The 12,885-nt window shown below is 39.7% G+C and carries 24 protein-coding genes and 1 pseudogene; 13 read left to right on the top strand and 12 right to left on the bottom strand.

The window, feature by feature from the left end; all coding sequences use genetic code 11:
• Positions 1-277 precede the first annotated feature (277 nt).
• The 8 genes and pseudogenes from H6G32_RS16130 to H6G32_RS16095 all read right to left on the bottom strand — a co-directional run bounded on the left by H6G32_RS16130 (position 278) and on the right by H6G32_RS16095 (position 2,749).
• Entirely contained in the window at positions 278-562 is a 285-nt protein-coding gene (locus tag H6G32_RS16130; protein ID WP_190460056.1) for a hypothetical protein, read from the bottom strand.
• Positions 559-792, bottom strand: coding sequence for a hypothetical protein (locus H6G32_RS16125; RefSeq protein WP_190460054.1), 234 nt, complete (start codon positions 790-792; stop codon positions 559-561). Before H6G32_RS16125 ends, H6G32_RS16130 begins: the two co-directional genes overlap by 4 nt.
• 12 nt (positions 793-804) lie before the next feature.
• The gene (locus H6G32_RS16120; protein ID WP_190460051.1) at positions 805-1,281 is read right to left on the bottom strand and encodes a hypothetical protein; all 477 of its coding nucleotides are present in this window, start codon (positions 1,279-1,281) and stop codon (positions 805-807) included.
• The gene (locus H6G32_RS16115) at positions 1,268-1,516 is read right to left on the bottom strand and encodes a hypothetical protein (RefSeq protein WP_190460049.1); all 249 of its coding nucleotides are present in this window, start codon (positions 1,514-1,516) and stop codon (positions 1,268-1,270) included. Before H6G32_RS16115 ends, H6G32_RS16120 begins: the two co-directional genes overlap by 14 nt.
• 1 nt (position 1,517) lies before the next feature.
• A complete protein-coding gene (locus H6G32_RS16110) occupies positions 1,518-1,667 on the bottom strand; it encodes a hypothetical protein (RefSeq protein ID WP_190460048.1) in 150 nt (49 codons plus the stop codon).
• 3 nt (positions 1,668-1,670) lie between these two features.
• Positions 1,671-1,922: pseudogene (locus H6G32_RS16105) on the bottom strand (DUF370 domain-containing protein).
• A complete protein-coding gene (locus H6G32_RS16100; protein ID WP_190460047.1) occupies positions 1,912-2,184 on the bottom strand; it encodes a hypothetical protein in 273 nt (90 codons plus the stop codon). The pseudogene H6G32_RS16105 and the gene H6G32_RS16100 overlap by 11 nt, the downstream one beginning before the upstream one ends.
• 322 nt (positions 2,185-2,506) lie before the next feature.
• A complete protein-coding gene (locus tag H6G32_RS16095; protein WP_190460046.1) occupies positions 2,507-2,749 on the bottom strand; it encodes a hypothetical protein in 243 nt (80 codons plus the stop codon).
• A gap of 319 nt (positions 2,750-3,068) precedes the next feature.
• Between H6G32_RS16095 and H6G32_RS16090 the strand changes: the two genes are divergently transcribed.
• From H6G32_RS16090 to H6G32_RS16050, 9 genes are all read left to right on the top strand, one after another.
• Entirely contained in the window at positions 3,069-3,455 is a 387-nt protein-coding gene (locus H6G32_RS16090) for a hypothetical protein (RefSeq protein ID WP_190460045.1), read from the top strand.
• A gap of 231 nt (positions 3,456-3,686) precedes the next feature.
• Complete coding sequence (locus H6G32_RS16085; protein ID WP_206757969.1) at positions 3,687-4,073, top strand: hypothetical protein; 387 nt, start codon at positions 3,687-3,689, stop codon at positions 4,071-4,073.
• A 171-nt stretch (positions 4,074-4,244) separates the two neighbouring features.
• Complete coding sequence (locus tag H6G32_RS16080; protein ID WP_190460043.1) at positions 4,245-4,496, top strand: hypothetical protein; 252 nt, start codon at positions 4,245-4,247, stop codon at positions 4,494-4,496.
• A 61-nt stretch (positions 4,497-4,557) separates the two neighbouring features.
• Positions 4,558-4,752: a hypothetical protein gene (locus H6G32_RS16075; RefSeq protein ID WP_190460042.1), complete on the top strand. Its 195-nt coding sequence runs from the start codon at positions 4,558-4,560 to the stop codon at positions 4,750-4,752.
• Between the two features lies 1 nt (position 4,753).
• Complete coding sequence (locus H6G32_RS16070; protein WP_190460040.1) at positions 4,754-5,146, top strand: hypothetical protein; 393 nt, start codon at positions 4,754-4,756, stop codon at positions 5,144-5,146.
• Positions 5,147-5,774: 628 nt separating this feature from the next.
• On the top strand, positions 5,775-6,152 hold the full coding sequence (locus tag H6G32_RS16065) for a hypothetical protein (protein WP_190460038.1): 378 nt from the start codon (positions 5,775-5,777) through the stop codon (positions 6,150-6,152).
• A gap of 133 nt (positions 6,153-6,285) precedes the next feature.
• On the top strand, positions 6,286-6,486 hold the full coding sequence (locus tag H6G32_RS16060; protein WP_190460036.1) for a hypothetical protein: 201 nt from the start codon (positions 6,286-6,288) through the stop codon (positions 6,484-6,486).
• A gap of 248 nt (positions 6,487-6,734) precedes the next feature.
• Positions 6,735-6,956 (top strand): hypothetical protein, encoded by a 222-nt coding sequence (locus H6G32_RS16055; RefSeq protein WP_190460034.1) that lies wholly within the window; start codon positions 6,735-6,737, stop codon positions 6,954-6,956.
• Between the two features lie 40 nt (positions 6,957-6,996).
• Positions 6,997-7,380, top strand: coding sequence for a hypothetical protein (locus H6G32_RS16050; protein ID WP_190460032.1), 384 nt, complete (start codon positions 6,997-6,999; stop codon positions 7,378-7,380).
• Here the strand turns inward: H6G32_RS16050 and H6G32_RS16045 are convergent.
• Complete coding sequence (locus H6G32_RS16045) at positions 7,369-7,644, bottom strand: hypothetical protein (protein ID WP_190460030.1); 276 nt, start codon at positions 7,642-7,644, stop codon at positions 7,369-7,371. The genes H6G32_RS16050 and H6G32_RS16045 overlap by 12 nt on opposite strands.
• A gap of 63 nt (positions 7,645-7,707) precedes the next feature.
• Here H6G32_RS16045 and H6G32_RS16040 point away from each other — a divergent pair, with 63 nt between their 5' ends.
• The 3 genes from H6G32_RS16040 to H6G32_RS16030 are packed head-to-tail and all read left to right on the top strand — an operon-like array spanning position 7,708 to position 9,582.
• Positions 7,708-8,607, top strand: coding sequence for a zonular occludens toxin domain-containing protein (locus H6G32_RS16040; protein ID WP_190460028.1), 900 nt, complete (start codon positions 7,708-7,710; stop codon positions 8,605-8,607).
• Positions 8,604-8,987 carry a hypothetical protein gene (locus tag H6G32_RS16035; RefSeq protein ID WP_190460026.1) on the top strand — a complete coding sequence of 128 codons (384 nt, stop codon included), beginning with the start codon at positions 8,604-8,606 and terminating at the stop codon, positions 8,985-8,987. Before H6G32_RS16040 ends, H6G32_RS16035 begins: the two co-directional genes overlap by 4 nt.
• On the top strand, positions 8,965-9,582 hold the full coding sequence (locus tag H6G32_RS16030) for a hypothetical protein (protein ID WP_190460024.1): 618 nt from the start codon (positions 8,965-8,967) through the stop codon (positions 9,580-9,582). Before H6G32_RS16035 ends, H6G32_RS16030 begins: the two co-directional genes overlap by 23 nt.
• Here the strand turns inward: H6G32_RS16030 and H6G32_RS16025 are convergent, their stop codons facing one another.
• The 3 genes from H6G32_RS16025 to cobS form a co-directional block, all read right to left on the bottom strand.
• A complete protein-coding gene (locus tag H6G32_RS16025) occupies positions 9,583-9,879 on the bottom strand; it encodes a hypothetical protein (RefSeq protein WP_190460022.1) in 297 nt (98 codons plus the stop codon). It abuts the gene before it with no gap.
• Between the two features lie 9 nt (positions 9,880-9,888).
• Positions 9,889-10,956 (bottom strand): replication initiation factor domain-containing protein, encoded by a 1,068-nt coding sequence (locus H6G32_RS16020; RefSeq protein ID WP_190460020.1) that lies wholly within the window; start codon positions 10,954-10,956, stop codon positions 9,889-9,891.
• A gap of 198 nt (positions 10,957-11,154) precedes the next feature.
• Positions 11,155-11,928, bottom strand: a complete 774-nt coding sequence (gene cobS, locus H6G32_RS16015) for an adenosylcobinamide-GDP ribazoletransferase (RefSeq protein WP_190460018.1) — start codon at positions 11,926-11,928, stop codon at positions 11,155-11,157.
• A 372-nt stretch (positions 11,929-12,300) separates the two neighbouring features.
• Here cobS and H6G32_RS16010 point away from each other — a divergent pair, with 372 nt between their 5' ends.
• On the top strand, positions 12,301-12,753 hold the full coding sequence (locus H6G32_RS16010) for a hypothetical protein (protein ID WP_190460016.1): 453 nt from the start codon (positions 12,301-12,303) through the stop codon (positions 12,751-12,753).
• Positions 12,754-12,885: the final 132 nt, after the last annotated feature.

Raw genomic sequence — 12,885 nt, 5'->3', positions numbered from 1 at the left:
GGAAGAATATTTTGCACAAATAACCCATACATACAAGCCACGAATCTTCCAAAATTGATGTTATCAATTCACTTTTAAGCCCAAATATGGGGGAAATATACAGCAGTAGTGAGCTCATGAAATTGGGAAACCTTGCGGTCAATTCTATGAAAAAACACGTGCTACTGCTGCTACTTCCATCTTTGGCTTTTGACCAAAGGCGAATCAAGTTGTACTGACCCAATCCGCGACACCGCCAAGGGGCAGTGTTTCGGCTACGTGGGTTAAGTAGCCATCATCAGGCGGTTACGTGAAACTTAAAATCTCCCGTAGTGTAATTAATGTAAGCAGTTCCGTCTTTACCCAATGCTTTAGCTTGGAAATAACCATCAACAGCTTTTTGAATTTGTTCTGGGGTTAATTCATCAAGTTGTGCCATTGCTTGCTGTGCGATGTAACTAGATAATTCATCCCTTGAACCACCAGTTACACCCTGTAACATTTGCACCGCAACACCAAAGGATAAAATACTCAAAACATAATCTTCTTTCTGTATCAGAAATGTCTCAACATTAGTTGTCATGATTTCTTTTTCGCCTCTTGATATTGTTGAATAGCTGCATCAACTTGTTCTGGAGTTAAAAGATGCAGTGGAGTAATTGCGTGTGTGTCTAAATAGGTCATCCAATGTTCAAGTGGTTTTCCAGAAAGCTCGGACAATTGTTGAACAGCCAATCCTAATGCACACAATTTAGCTAAATACTCATGCTTATCAATGAGAATCTTATTGAACCATCTTGAACCGTCACTCATGTTATCACCTAATTAATAAAGTTCATCTTCATGAGTTTGAATCATCAGGTCGGAACTACAAGTTTCTAAATCCGGCAATTCTTCATCAGATGTTATTGCTTCCCCGTAAACCTCCTCAAGGTCAATAATTAAAGTTGGGGCATCATCAATTGATTCACCCTTTGATTCAGCCTTGTCAAGAAGACTAAAGATATCAGTAAACACCTGTTTCTGTTCATTAATTAATGCCTTGCATTCTTTTAGTTGCTCTTCACACTGACTAATTTCATCACGAAGCGCTCTTTTTTCTGCTCTTAAATCGCTGATTTCCTTCTGAACACGATTAGTTACATCTTCATAAATTGCCCGCTCAATCTTTAATTGAAGATTTAAACGCTCTTGTTCTGGGTCTTCCCCTTCATTTAATTGAATTGTTTCTTCAAGAGTTTTGTTAGAGTAATCCCCCAGATTTTGGTGGCGGCGAACTGTAATAGTTTTAGTTACTGGCATTGTTTACTTCCTCTGATTGGTGAGTGTATTTATTACTGGCCTCTTGCCAAGAACTGATAATAGCCTTAGCATCTTCTCCTGTAAAAACTTGCTTAAACCCATTTGACCAAGTAACACAAACGGTTACAGATTGGGTTTTATTGCAGACACGCAGTTGTCTAACTTGTGCGAGGTTCAGCCAACCACAATGAGGAGTTTTACAACTCCAGATAGTCGGTATTGAAATAATGTGCATATCAGCGTACCAATTGTTTAACTTGCCATTTCTGAGAACGCGAACATTTTCGTAATTGTTGCAGGTGCATCATGGCAGTACCCTGGTCATGGTAGCGAGCAACAATTGAACCATCTTGAGCGGTAACAGCCCAGTTGCGGGTGTCTGGCATCAATCAAATCTCCTTAATTACAAAGCGATTTACTAATGTTTCCGGTTGAATTGGTGAGAGAATTACATGATTTAAGTCAGTAATAATCACCGACCGAGTACGACGACCGCAAGTTGCATCTATTAGTTATCCTCTATCTCGTGCATCGTTAATAATCCGCTTAATTGGATTAGAACCTGAACCAACAATCGCAAATACTCGGTTAAGAGGCACAGTGTTGTAAAAACCAATGTTGATTAACTGGTTATTCTGCACTAGGTATTTCTCGTAAGTAAATAGCTAATGGCTCTAAAAGTGCTTCCCGGTCATTTTTAGGCAAGGTGTCAATCTCTCGCCCATAACTATACACAATTTTCCTCCTTCTTAAAGTTGCGACCTCTGATAATAATCCTTCGCTAATTGACAAAATCAAGTAAAGCTTTTCTTGTCCGGTTAATTCCTCCAAATAGTTACCAAAGTCGTTTTGCATCCGTTGTACTAATTCATGATTAGAGTAATAACCTAAAGGCTTAATCAACAGGTTTTACCTCCCATAACCTGCGATTAAATAAACTTTCAATTTTGGCTAGGTGAAGTTGAGCATTGTACTTTTGTTTGAACTTAATTAACAATTCACCAGTTTTGCAATACACGCCCCAATATTGTTGTTTTTTGGTAGATGTCATGGTAAGTAATGCACTAGCACAAAACTAGCGCAAGGATGGGAATTTAAAATTTCAGAAATTTTGAAGTAATGCCCCAGAAAAGGCGCTGGGGCGTTCACTGTGTTTCTGGAACTTCCTTGTTTTAGTCGGGTATGGCGTCTCCTTTTTCTATTGGGTTTAAAGAATAGAAATTAACTATTCTTCGGTCGTCTGGTAAACTTCGTCACTGTCGTCATCAGCAGCAACGCTATTTTCAATGACAAGATTCACATCGCCATTAACATCGCTGAGTGTGACTTCTTTGATTGCATAAGAAAAGCCGTTGCTAGTAGCAACCACTAACTCTTGACCTTCAAATGGTTCAAGTTGTTTTCTTAACTCTTCAACTGTTGTTACTGCCAAGTTATTTTTCTCCTTTGTTTGTTGGTACATACTCATGCCGACAACTAAGGCACACCCAAAAGAACAAGCTAAGAGGCTTGCTCATCACAGAGGTTGAGCCACACTTAGGGCACTGGTTTTTCATGGTCATTTAGCATCAGGTCAGGTCTACACCGCAGCGCAGGACAAATTTAGCCGGGTAACTCTTCATCAGTTCCGTTGGCTGGTGGCTACAAAGTGCCTTTTTTCCTGGTGTGGGTAATCTAAGTAATTAATCACGTGTTAAAAACGTGTTGCTTTAATTATAATCACGTGTGACAATTATAGTCAACCCTTTTATTCTTGTTTTTTCACGTGTAATAATTTGGATGTACACATGACTGAAAATTCCCATGAAAAAGAGAGGCAGACCCAAATCGGATCAGCCGCGCAATCTAGTGAATGCGACCATTCCAATAGAGGAGGAGGACTGGAAGCTATTGGAGGAGAAAGCTCAACAGTTGGGGACAACTCGCTCCAAGCTGATAGCGCACTTAGCCAGAACATCACTGAAAGAACTGGACAGACTCCGCTCTCAGGAACTACTGGGAAAATGTTAAGCCAGTTGAGGAATATTCGGGCTGCTCATCTGGCTTATGTTAAAGCACATGAAGAAAGACTTAGAGCCCGACTTGATGAAAATTTAACTCATCAAGAAAAGGTGTTTACAGAAATAGATAACCTTGAGAAGGAAATATTAAGGTTATTTGAAGAGGAAAATTAATTTTATAAACCGTTCTACCTCCAGGTTAGAGCGGTTTTTTTGCTTAGGTACTTTCCGCCGCACCTGGGGGCTACCCAACACCAGCCAGCAATGTTCCATCACTTGAACTTTCACCAGCAGCAACTCCCACCAGGAGAAACTACCACAGCTTCACCAGTGACAAATTAGCGATCGCACCGGGGTGGTTCACCCGCTGGCAATGTTCCATCACTTTAAACTTTCCTGCCATTGATGCAACTGGTGCAAATTACCAAAATTGCGATCGCCCTGGGAGGTGGGATGCGATCGCTAATCACCGGTTACCAATTACCCTCAAAACTTATGAATGACCAAACCAAAGCATTAGACACAACCGTGTTGTATCCCTTGATGGAAGAATACCTGCTAGTCCTAATTGCAGCAATCGCTGACACCACTTGTCCGTCAGACTACAACAGAACGGACAAAAAAAAATTTGATTTACCTGAACAAGTTTGGATTGAGATTGAGAATATGAGTTACGCCGACAGACTCGCTGCCATACAAAGTGCGGCAAGCTGGTTGGCGTGGTCTAGTGAAACACGGGAAACTATCACAATTTCGCCACCAGAAGCAACAGTTCCCGCATCTGCTCCATAACTCAAGTCCACACCCATCAACCACCAATAATCAACATGAGTAAAACGCCTAACACAGCACAACAAGCCAACCGCCGCAAAAAACGTGGCTTGAAACCTATACCCGCCGCAGCGAATTTATCACCATTTCTTCTCGTGCAGTCAAACCTCACCACCAGGCGCAAAGCTGGCAATGGTGCAAGTTACCAAAGTGCAATCACCAACTTCACCACCAGAAGCAACAGCTTCCCGCATCCGCTCCCTAACTCAAGTCCAAACCTATCAACCACCAATAATCAACATGGGTAAAACTCCTAATCTGGCCCAACGAGCCAACCGCCGCAAAAAACGTGGCTTAAAACCTCCATCCGCCACGGCGAATTTATCACCATTTATCTTGGTGCAGTCAAACCTCACTACCAAGCGCAAAGCTGCCAATTCTTAATTTAACCAGGGAAAGCAACATTTTCTCGCATCTCCCTAAATTCACTTTTAACCCTAAACCCATGTCTACCGAAACACACACCCGCCTCTTAAACTTTTTGCTAGGAATCGGAATCGGACATCTAACTACTGCTACAGCATCAATTGCCTTTGGTGTAACAACGATGATCACTCATTATCAACAAGATAAACTCCAAACACCCATTCACCAAGAAAACTGCGACCAGGAGCAGCACACTAACGTTACTCCCTTTTAAAATGACCAAACTTTCAAGTAAACAGTTAGAGTTATTCGACCTGTCTACCGTTGAATCTACAAAGCAGCCCATCACCCGTGACCCCTATTGGAATAAAATTAGTGTTCTGGAAGACGCAATAATCAGCATTGCAGCGCTTCCAGAACACACAGAACACAACAAAAAGTGGCAGTGGATCGAAGAATATACCGTAGTTCGCAGCCAGAAAAAGCACTACTATTTTCGCTATTGCTGGTATGAGCGCACTACCAGAAAAATTCACCACACTCATATTCCCGGCGGCAATGTTAAAAGTGCGATCGCTCAACAGAAAAAGCAGGTGGTGGAGAATGCGATCGCACTTGGTAAATCTCCAGCAGAAATTGAAAAAATAATTGACCAGTCACGCACATAACCGGTGCCTCATCATCAGCCAGCGCTGCCAGCTGGCGAGTTGGGTTTTCAAGGATTGGAAGATCATAAAGTAGCGATCGCACAAAAAACATCGTGCAACAATATTCACCATTGGCTCAAAAGCGAGTGCAGTAACAACGGTACTGATATTTAAACACTAAACGTATAGTGATTGTTTTTACTAGACAATCAGCTTTTTTAATAATGCCTAGAATACTTACAGAAAAAGCATTGCTTTTTTTATTTGTCAATCGAACCCTGTATTACCAGACAGGGTTCTAACCTCACTGAGAAACGTTTTACACGTAAAGTCCATTTTATGGATAGCAAAAACCCCTAGCCACCCAGAGGGGCCCGGCTAGGGGATAGATTGCGTATCTCTATAAAATTGGTGATTTAGATGTATAAATTCTTACTTAACCAGACACTCCTCCTAAGCTTAGACACTAATAAAGGGGGGGTTAAAGTGACATCAAAAAAAATTTGCTACTCTAAATTGCAAGAATCTTTTCTGTAAAAATGCTAGGAACCATAAATTTCTCCCCCTTGACACTATCCGAGTCCTTTGAATTAGTCCAGTATCTAATAGATTCAAGTTATACCATTTTCGCTACTGTTTACATAATATTGTGGGCATTCGCTATACTTCAAAAATTGTTCTCTACGCTTTAATTTGTTTGTTGATTTTGTTGATATGGACAGCGCCTTGTTTGGCAGCTACAAAATGCAACAACCTCTATTTTTCTCCATCTTTAGATGATGAAATTGGCGCTACTTATATAAATGCTCTAACTAAGAATATCAACTCAAATTCTGATACTACTGGATTTAAAATTGTTTCAACAACAACAACGCCTGACTCAATAAATTACTGCTGGTCTAGTGAAACGGCTGATTCTACTGACTTAACTAAATCATATCTCTCACTGTTTTTTGTACTTTTCCAATGGGTAGCTTTTAATTTCGTTATGCTGGCAATGACCAAAATATTCTATATGGGACTATGACTAAATCAGGATTTATAATTGCCCCAATCGTATTTGCAATCACAGTAATACTCTGGATTATTTTACAGTTTATAGAGCGAAGGAACAATTCAAAACCTAAACGACCTAAAAATACAATCATAGTCAAAAAAAAATGAAACATCAGTTTTATATTGCTCAATATCCCAACGCCACAACCCAAGATGGTAACGGCGCGGTTATCGGATTAAAACCCGCGGGAGAATTCATGAATGAAACCATCGCTTTTATCTGGCCAACTATTATGATCTGGATTACTAGCATAGTTGGATGGAGAGCTATAAACGCATTTTTAGAATCAATGAAAGGCAAATAAAATGATAAATGAACCAGTAATAGTAGCAAAATTTGACGTTAGCACCACCAACGAATGGCTTAAATCTAAATTACAGCCAGCTAGCGAATGGGGCGTTTCAGTAGGAATAAGCGTATTCGGTCTTTCTCTATTAGTTACACTTTTCGTAGTTTTCATTAGAGCGAAATACTAGCAGTGTATATCCCCTTGGGTCGCGCACCCCCCTGCAACAAACACCACTTTAGCAATGAACATTTTAACTTAGTGCCATGAAAATTAAACATCAACTGTTAATACTTGGTGGAATCGCTCTATCAGTCCTTAGCCTTGCCCAACCTGCTAGAGCAGATTTAACCACTGCAAAAACGACCGTAGACCAAGGCATGGAAATGCTAACGGGCATCGCTGATACTGGTGTAGCCATCGTAATTGTACCGTTTAGTATCAGCTTTGCACTCATGATCGCTGGATCAATTTTGAGACACGCCTAAATTTATTGGGTTGGGGTATGTCCCAACCCATCAACCTACTATGAAAAAAATTACTCTTAAACAATCTATTGAAATTTTTATTTTCTCAGGCTTGACATTTTTTTTACTTTCTTTACCATCTCAAGCACAGGATATCCCGGCTCCATCATTTGAATCCCCACCAGATGGAGCAATACCCGAAAAACAATATGAATCAACCAATATCATGCAATGCGCCTCTGAAGCCTTAATTGATAAATTCCCTTTTGATATTCTAGGGACAACCAACTCTAGCCCTGCAACAGACAATTGCCCAAGAATCACTTTTTTTGAAAATACGCCCGCTGGCATTGAATTTGAAGCCTGCTTTTTACTTTCTATAATTTCCGTATTAAAATACCCTGTAATTATGTCTTTTATTATCTCTGCAATACTAACTCTTTAAAATGCAACAAATAATCAATGCACTTATATGGATTGGGAATGTAGTTCGCAACTTCTGGTTGCCAATATCCATAATACTTGGATTTATTACTGACCCAGGAGGGACTGTTTCTTTTTTTACTTGCAAAATCCTAACATTTGTCTTTGTCTTTTTCCCATCAACGCCAGAACCACTAAGGCTAGGAAATCTTTTTAATAATATGCTCACATCACTTGATAATACTTTTCCCTTAATTGGAGGAGGAGTAATCAATGAAATTTTCACAACAATTATCTCTATTCTCTTAATAATTGTATCTATTAAAGTATACAAATTAATACCGTTTATATGACCATTACAGGAATACTCGGTGAAATCGGCAGTGGTAAATCACTAGAACTTCTAGCATATTCGTGCGAATTAGCAAACAACAAACAGAAACGCCTAGTTTTCAATTTCACAGTAAATTTAAAAGCCTTACGGAAATATGCATCCATGATGAACTATGGCTGGCTTGGATTCCTGATTGATACAAATCAGGTAGTATGCCTACAGCTGTCAGACCACAAACAACTCCTACAAATATTCTCCAGAAAATCCACAGTTGTAGCTGTGGACGAAGCACAAATATTTTTCAATTCGCGTAACTTCAGAAACACTCCATCAAATGTTCTAGCAGACTTGTGTTTATCTAGACACGACGGTGTAGACGTCATCTGGTGCGCCCAGGTAGACACGCACGTAGATGTTCAATTTAGACAACTAACACAATTTTTTATCCATGCAAACGGAATGTCCAAATACGATAAAACCCTAAGAAATGAACGACTTTTGTTAAAAATGTATTTCTATTTTAGAGGTAGTACTTATGAACTATGGTTGAACGACTTAAAAGCGCGCCGCCTAAATATCATGGGTTTCATCAAAACTTGGTTTAATTACGCCAAAAAAATACGCATTGCTCCCATAGGCGAGAAAGATATTCAATTGTTTAAGGCATTTAGCAGCTTTAACAGATTAGATAAAATTACTTCTGAAATACAAACACCAATTTACAAGTTTACATTTCAACAAGTAAGCTTTAACGGGATATTGAATGATGGTACAGACAGTTTCAATAATTCATCATTGCTTGTTATCAAAGAACTGCACGACAGTATAGCTACTGATGCTCACATAAACAAAAACTCTAATAATTTTTACCAAAGCCCGAATACAATCGAGAATATTCCCTATTTTAAATTATGAAATCACAAATCGCCGCTTTTTTAGTCACTAGTTCAGCATCTGCTGCAATTACAAGCGTTGGGTCTCCCTCAGTTCCTCTTATCCCTTCAGTACCAAATGTCACTCCTAATATTCAAAACCAGCAAATTTACCACCTACTAAAAATGGATGTTTCCTGCGGCAGATGGGCAGAAGCAATCAGAAAAGTTGAATCTTTCCCTAGTAAGAGCTTTGTATCACGAACACAGTATGCAAACTTTATTAGCCAACTACAAACCAATATTCAGCACCAATATCAAGTTCCTGTCATTACTGGTTGCAATCGCCAACCAATTTATCGTTCTATTCCTCAAAATCCTAATAATTCCACTTCTTGGTATGAATATTTTAATAAAAAATAGATTCTTTATTAATAAATTACAAAATGCCTTACTTGTAATATCAATTGGTTTTTCCTCTTTAATCTCACATTCAACAGCTTTTGCTGGGTGGGTTTGTGATGATGGCGATCTCTCTAATTGCTGGTATGAAGAAGAAGTTGTAATACCTCCAACTACCCCCACTCGTAAAAATATTGGTAGTTATTACCTATATTATTGTGTTAAACATGTTTCCACCGGAGAACCACTTTACTCTAAAGACAATTCTAATGTCTTTCTTATATGGCTTTTTGACATTAATAATGCCCGTGATCCGGTTACTGGCAAAGCTGTAATTCATGAATTTTCTCTTTCAAACAGAACTATTCGTTCTGGCGTATATTATTATGCAGCTACTTATTTAGGCTATTTCTACGAAGGCTATACTAATGGAATCTATGGCAAAGAGGGTCAGCACCGTTCTCAATTAAGTCATTCCTGTCCTCCTTTTTATTTATTAGAATCAGAAAAAGAAGAATGTACTAACATTGACTTCACAAACCCAAATGATATGCTCTGTGAGCATAATGCCAGCGGCGGCAATATGACTATTAACGGTAAACGGCGTGAATATTAATTATGTTAATGCCTTAAACGCAATTAATCGCCAGTTTGCACCTTTAGTGCTGCTTTCAACAGCAGCATTTAACTGATATTTTTGACCAACTAGAAGCTGTGTTACGTCACACCCAGGCTCCACAATTTTATCAAAAACTGATACATTGGGTTGCGTTAATTGCTCGGATTTTAACTCCATACCTTTATAAATCTCGTCACATCTAAACTGTAAAGCACTCCAGGAATTCCCTGTTTTAGCTATACCAGTTTTAATCCCCATATAATAGCCAATCATCGCACATCTAATAGCTGTCATACTTCTATGTCATCTAGAATTTATTAGATTATAAAACTTAATTAAATCAAATCCCTCAAGTTTGGCTTTCTTAACAATTGCTTTATGTCTATCTTCTAAACGAGATTGTCCATTGGCAATCATTTCTGTACAAAAAATCATAACATTCTCTAAACCACAAACCTCATAAAGTATCGCTAAAGTGGTCTCCCACTGCTTGGCAGCCCATTCTACAGAATTTTCCAAAATCACTTCTTTCTTAGGAACAGGATATTTAACAGACCCAATCTCGTCTAGTAATTCCTGCCAAAAATCAAGTATTTCTAACCTACTTAAATGCTTATCCTCATCTGTTCTATCCACAAAACAGATTGCGCCTGCTACAATTTGTCCTAAATGTAAGTAGAATACTTTTTTATCATTCAAGCAAGTTAATAATTCATCAAATATTTTGTGGCTATTTTCGTCTCTAAATCTAACTTCCATTCTGGTGCAGTCTTTTTCGCCGTCGGATTGTGCGGTCTTGTCATAACAGTGCCAACTTTTATTAGATGTTCTTGAACCAAAATCCACATTTAGTGCTTCTGTACTATTGCCATCAGAGTTAGTGTACAGAGATGAATAAAGCGAGTAACTAGGACTTCGCCACCGCTGTTCACGTTCATCAAAAACTGGTTTGTTCCTAAATCCTGAAAAGTTACTTCTTAATGCTTCTTGATAAACAATTCGTGGAGTAATTTTTTTCATCAAGTCATCTAAAGCGCAATCTATCCTGGTACACTTCCAATTTTTCAGCCCAGACAAAGTTTCAAATATTACTTTAATAGAATCAAACTCAATTGCATCAAAAACACCACCAGGTATAGATAACCAGCCATAACCTTGTGCATGCAAAATTGGATAATTCACAGCAAGTATAATTTTCCTGGTACTACGGAAACTGCAACTAAATTTCACGCCTCTTTTAATTGACCCTTCTTCGGCAAATTCATCCTGACAAGAGCTTGCTAAAACCTTAATCAAATTCTGAGCTTCTAGCTTAGAATCAAAATTAAACGTGCCTTGTAACCAATGAACTGTACTAGAAAACCGAGTCATAAAGAAAGAGCCACGCGAAACATCTTGGTGAAGAAGGGGATTTGGGAACCGCTACGCTTTTAGCCGCCGGACAACTCCTGCCACCGAACAAACTCTTTGCTGTTGCACCCTAATTAATCGCGGTGGCAGAAGTCGCCGCGTCTAAATTCCCAAATCCCCCAAAGGTTAATAGTACAAACGTATTCCTTCTGGAGATTCTTAGAACATGGTCAGTACACAGAGAAATAGGGCTTCAGTCCACTCAACGACTGCGCCGTAAGTATCTCCTGTATGTCCACCTAGTTTGTGATTAAACCAGGCGGCAGTTAGAGTGGCGATCGCACTTCCAGCAAATATCATCCCCACAGCCAAAAATAAACCCTTGGGATATAGCAACAAAATTAAACCACTCAAACCGATCAACAAAAACAGTCCTGGTAACAAATCCTGGAGTGAAGTAATGGCTTCTTGATGCAAGGCACCTTTACCAGTGGGTTTCAAGTAAGGATATCGAGCGATCGCCACTTGTTGTCCCCAACGTCCCCACCCACAAGCCGCCATTAGCACTAAAGAGCGATTTTCTGACAAATCTATCAAAGCAGTTGTTTTTAGCAGCACTAATGCGATCGCCGCCATCGCCCCAAAAGCACCTGTGGCACTATCAGCCATCACCACCAGCCGCCGTTCTGGATCACCCACAGCCAAACCATCGGCAGTATCCATTGCCCCATCTAAATGCAGCCCTCCCGTAATCGCTATCCAAACACCTACGACCAAACCACTACGAGTAAATACGGGCATCCCCAGAAAATTCATCACCCCATCCAATAACCCTAAAATTCCCCCAATCATCAGCCCGACTCCAGGAGCAAGACGCGCCACCCCCCCGAAGTCTAATCCGTTTATATAGGGTAGGGGAATCGCCGTATAAAAAATAATCGCCGCCGCCATCTTTAACCATAGATATTTCCACCACTGCAACAGGTTAGTCATAATGAGTTACATACATTTTAAATATGCGAGGGAATGACGCTCTTAATTCCGGCACAACAAACAGTAGTAGATTTTAAAGCTTTAGATAAGATTTACCTGTATCAGAGATTCACAGGAAAAATTTTGTTATGCTATTTTCAGTGTTTCAAAAAACTTTTCGGTATTAATTGGAACGAGACTATAATTGACTGAAAAAGTCACAACTTCTTCAGGGATCGTTTTGTTTTTTATTCTGTAACTAATAACTTACTCTATGTTATTAGTCGGTCGCCCTACAAAATTGGTATTTTTTTTAATGTAGGGAGTCAACAAGCTTTTCAATAAAATGTTTAGCTGTGTTGTCACTCACCTTCCCTCAATCGCTATTTTCCTATGAGTCACCATCTACCCGACACCAGGATACCAGCACCGTGTATTATTAACACGGGCATCATTGTGAATAAGCTCGATATGCGGCGATTACTGACTGATTTAGGTCGAGTTCGCTATACATATACCCAGAAAGACCAGCTACTGAGCGAGGGAGAAGGGGATGTAATGGAAGTGTTTTCTAATCCGCAAAGATCTACCCTAGTTGCTAACAATGCCCTGTATCTGAATGTTCATAGTTTTGATTACCTGGAACTCAAACAGTCCCCGCAGCAAGAAACCTACTTGGATCTGATGCAAGAAGGGATGTGTTTACGGCTAATTCCCCTCTCGACCCCCCTGCAAGAGCGACGGGAGCGCAACTTCAACACCAGCGCTATAGAAGCGATGATGGAGCAAGTGCTCTCGGCTAAATGGGATGCAGAAATTGACGACGACAGCGGCGATTCCTTCTAATAAAGCAAATCATAAACCATCTTGGGAACTAGGCATTGCGGGGTTGAACCCCGTTGTCACAACTGCCTTTAATCCCCAGCAACAGCCGTAGTTAGTCCGGGAAGAATGTCAATTCGGTCTATAATTTAGCCA

Source organism: Cylindrospermum sp. FACHB-282, from assembly GCF_014697195.1.
In the GTDB taxonomy this organism is placed as follows: Bacteria; Cyanobacteriota; Cyanobacteriia; order Cyanobacteriales; family Nostocaceae; genus Cylindrospermum.
The sequence above is the reverse complement of the archived record's forward strand: the minus strand, read 5'-3'. Positions and strand labels throughout refer to the sequence as shown.

What these genes read in the sequence shown, in the direction of transcription:
- H6G32_RS16115 (WP_190460049.1), bottom strand. Translation starts at nt 1,516, where the DNA reads ATGCACATTATTTCAATACCGACTATCTGGAGTTGTAAAACTCCTCAT.
- H6G32_RS16070 (WP_190460040.1), top strand. Translation starts at nt 4,754, where the DNA reads ATGACCAAACTTTCAAGTAAACAGTTAGAGTTATTCGACCTGTCTACC.
- H6G32_RS16040 (WP_190460028.1), top strand. Translation starts at nt 7,708, where the DNA reads ATGACCATTACAGGAATACTCGGTGAAATCGGCAGTGGTAAATCACTA.
- H6G32_RS16025 (WP_190460022.1), bottom strand. Translation starts at nt 9,879, where the DNA reads ATGACAGCTATTAGATGTGCGATGATTGGCTATTATATGGGGATTAAA.
- H6G32_RS16130 (WP_190460056.1), bottom strand. Translation starts at nt 562, where the DNA reads ATGACAACTAATGTTGAGACATTTCTGATACAGAAAGAAGATTATGTT.
- H6G32_RS16075 (WP_190460042.1), top strand. Translation starts at nt 4,558, where the DNA reads ATGTCTACCGAAACACACACCCGCCTCTTAAACTTTTTGCTAGGAATC.
- H6G32_RS16020 (WP_190460020.1), bottom strand. Translation starts at nt 10,956, where the DNA reads ATGACTCGGTTTTCTAGTACAGTTCATTGGTTACAAGGCACGTTTAAT.
- H6G32_RS16085 (WP_206757969.1), top strand. Translation starts at nt 3,687, where the DNA reads ATGCAACTGGTGCAAATTACCAAAATTGCGATCGCCCTGGGAGGTGGG.
- H6G32_RS16055 (WP_190460034.1), top strand. Translation starts at nt 6,735, where the DNA reads ATGAAAATTAAACATCAACTGTTAATACTTGGTGGAATCGCTCTATCA.
- H6G32_RS16060 (WP_190460036.1), top strand. Translation starts at nt 6,286, where the DNA reads ATGAAACATCAGTTTTATATTGCTCAATATCCCAACGCCACAACCCAA.
- H6G32_RS16110 (WP_190460048.1), bottom strand. Translation starts at nt 1,667, where the DNA reads ATGCCAGACACCCGCAACTGGGCTGTTACCGCTCAAGATGGTTCAATT.
- H6G32_RS16120 (WP_190460051.1), bottom strand. Translation starts at nt 1,281, where the DNA reads ATGCCAGTAACTAAAACTATTACAGTTCGCCGCCACCAAAATCTGGGG.
- H6G32_RS16090 (WP_190460045.1), top strand. Translation starts at nt 3,069, where the DNA reads ATGACTGAAAATTCCCATGAAAAAGAGAGGCAGACCCAAATCGGATCA.
- H6G32_RS16050 (WP_190460032.1), top strand. Translation starts at nt 6,997, where the DNA reads ATGAAAAAAATTACTCTTAAACAATCTATTGAAATTTTTATTTTCTCA.
- H6G32_RS16030 (WP_190460024.1), top strand. Translation starts at nt 8,965, where the DNA reads ATGAATATTTTAATAAAAAATAGATTCTTTATTAATAAATTACAAAAT.
- H6G32_RS16125 (WP_190460054.1), bottom strand. Translation starts at nt 792, where the DNA reads ATGAGTGACGGTTCAAGATGGTTCAATAAGATTCTCATTGATAAGCAT.
- H6G32_RS16010 (WP_190460016.1), top strand. Translation starts at nt 12,301, where the DNA reads ATGAGTCACCATCTACCCGACACCAGGATACCAGCACCGTGTATTATT.
- cobS (WP_190460018.1), bottom strand. Translation starts at nt 11,928, where the DNA reads ATGACTAACCTGTTGCAGTGGTGGAAATATCTATGGTTAAAGATGGCG.
- H6G32_RS16035 (WP_190460026.1), top strand. Translation starts at nt 8,604, where the DNA reads ATGAAATCACAAATCGCCGCTTTTTTAGTCACTAGTTCAGCATCTGCT.
- H6G32_RS16080 (WP_190460043.1), top strand. Translation starts at nt 4,245, where the DNA reads ATGGTGCAAGTTACCAAAGTGCAATCACCAACTTCACCACCAGAAGCA.
- H6G32_RS16095 (WP_190460046.1), bottom strand. Translation starts at nt 2,749, where the DNA reads ATGAGTATGTACCAACAAACAAAGGAGAAAAATAACTTGGCAGTAACA.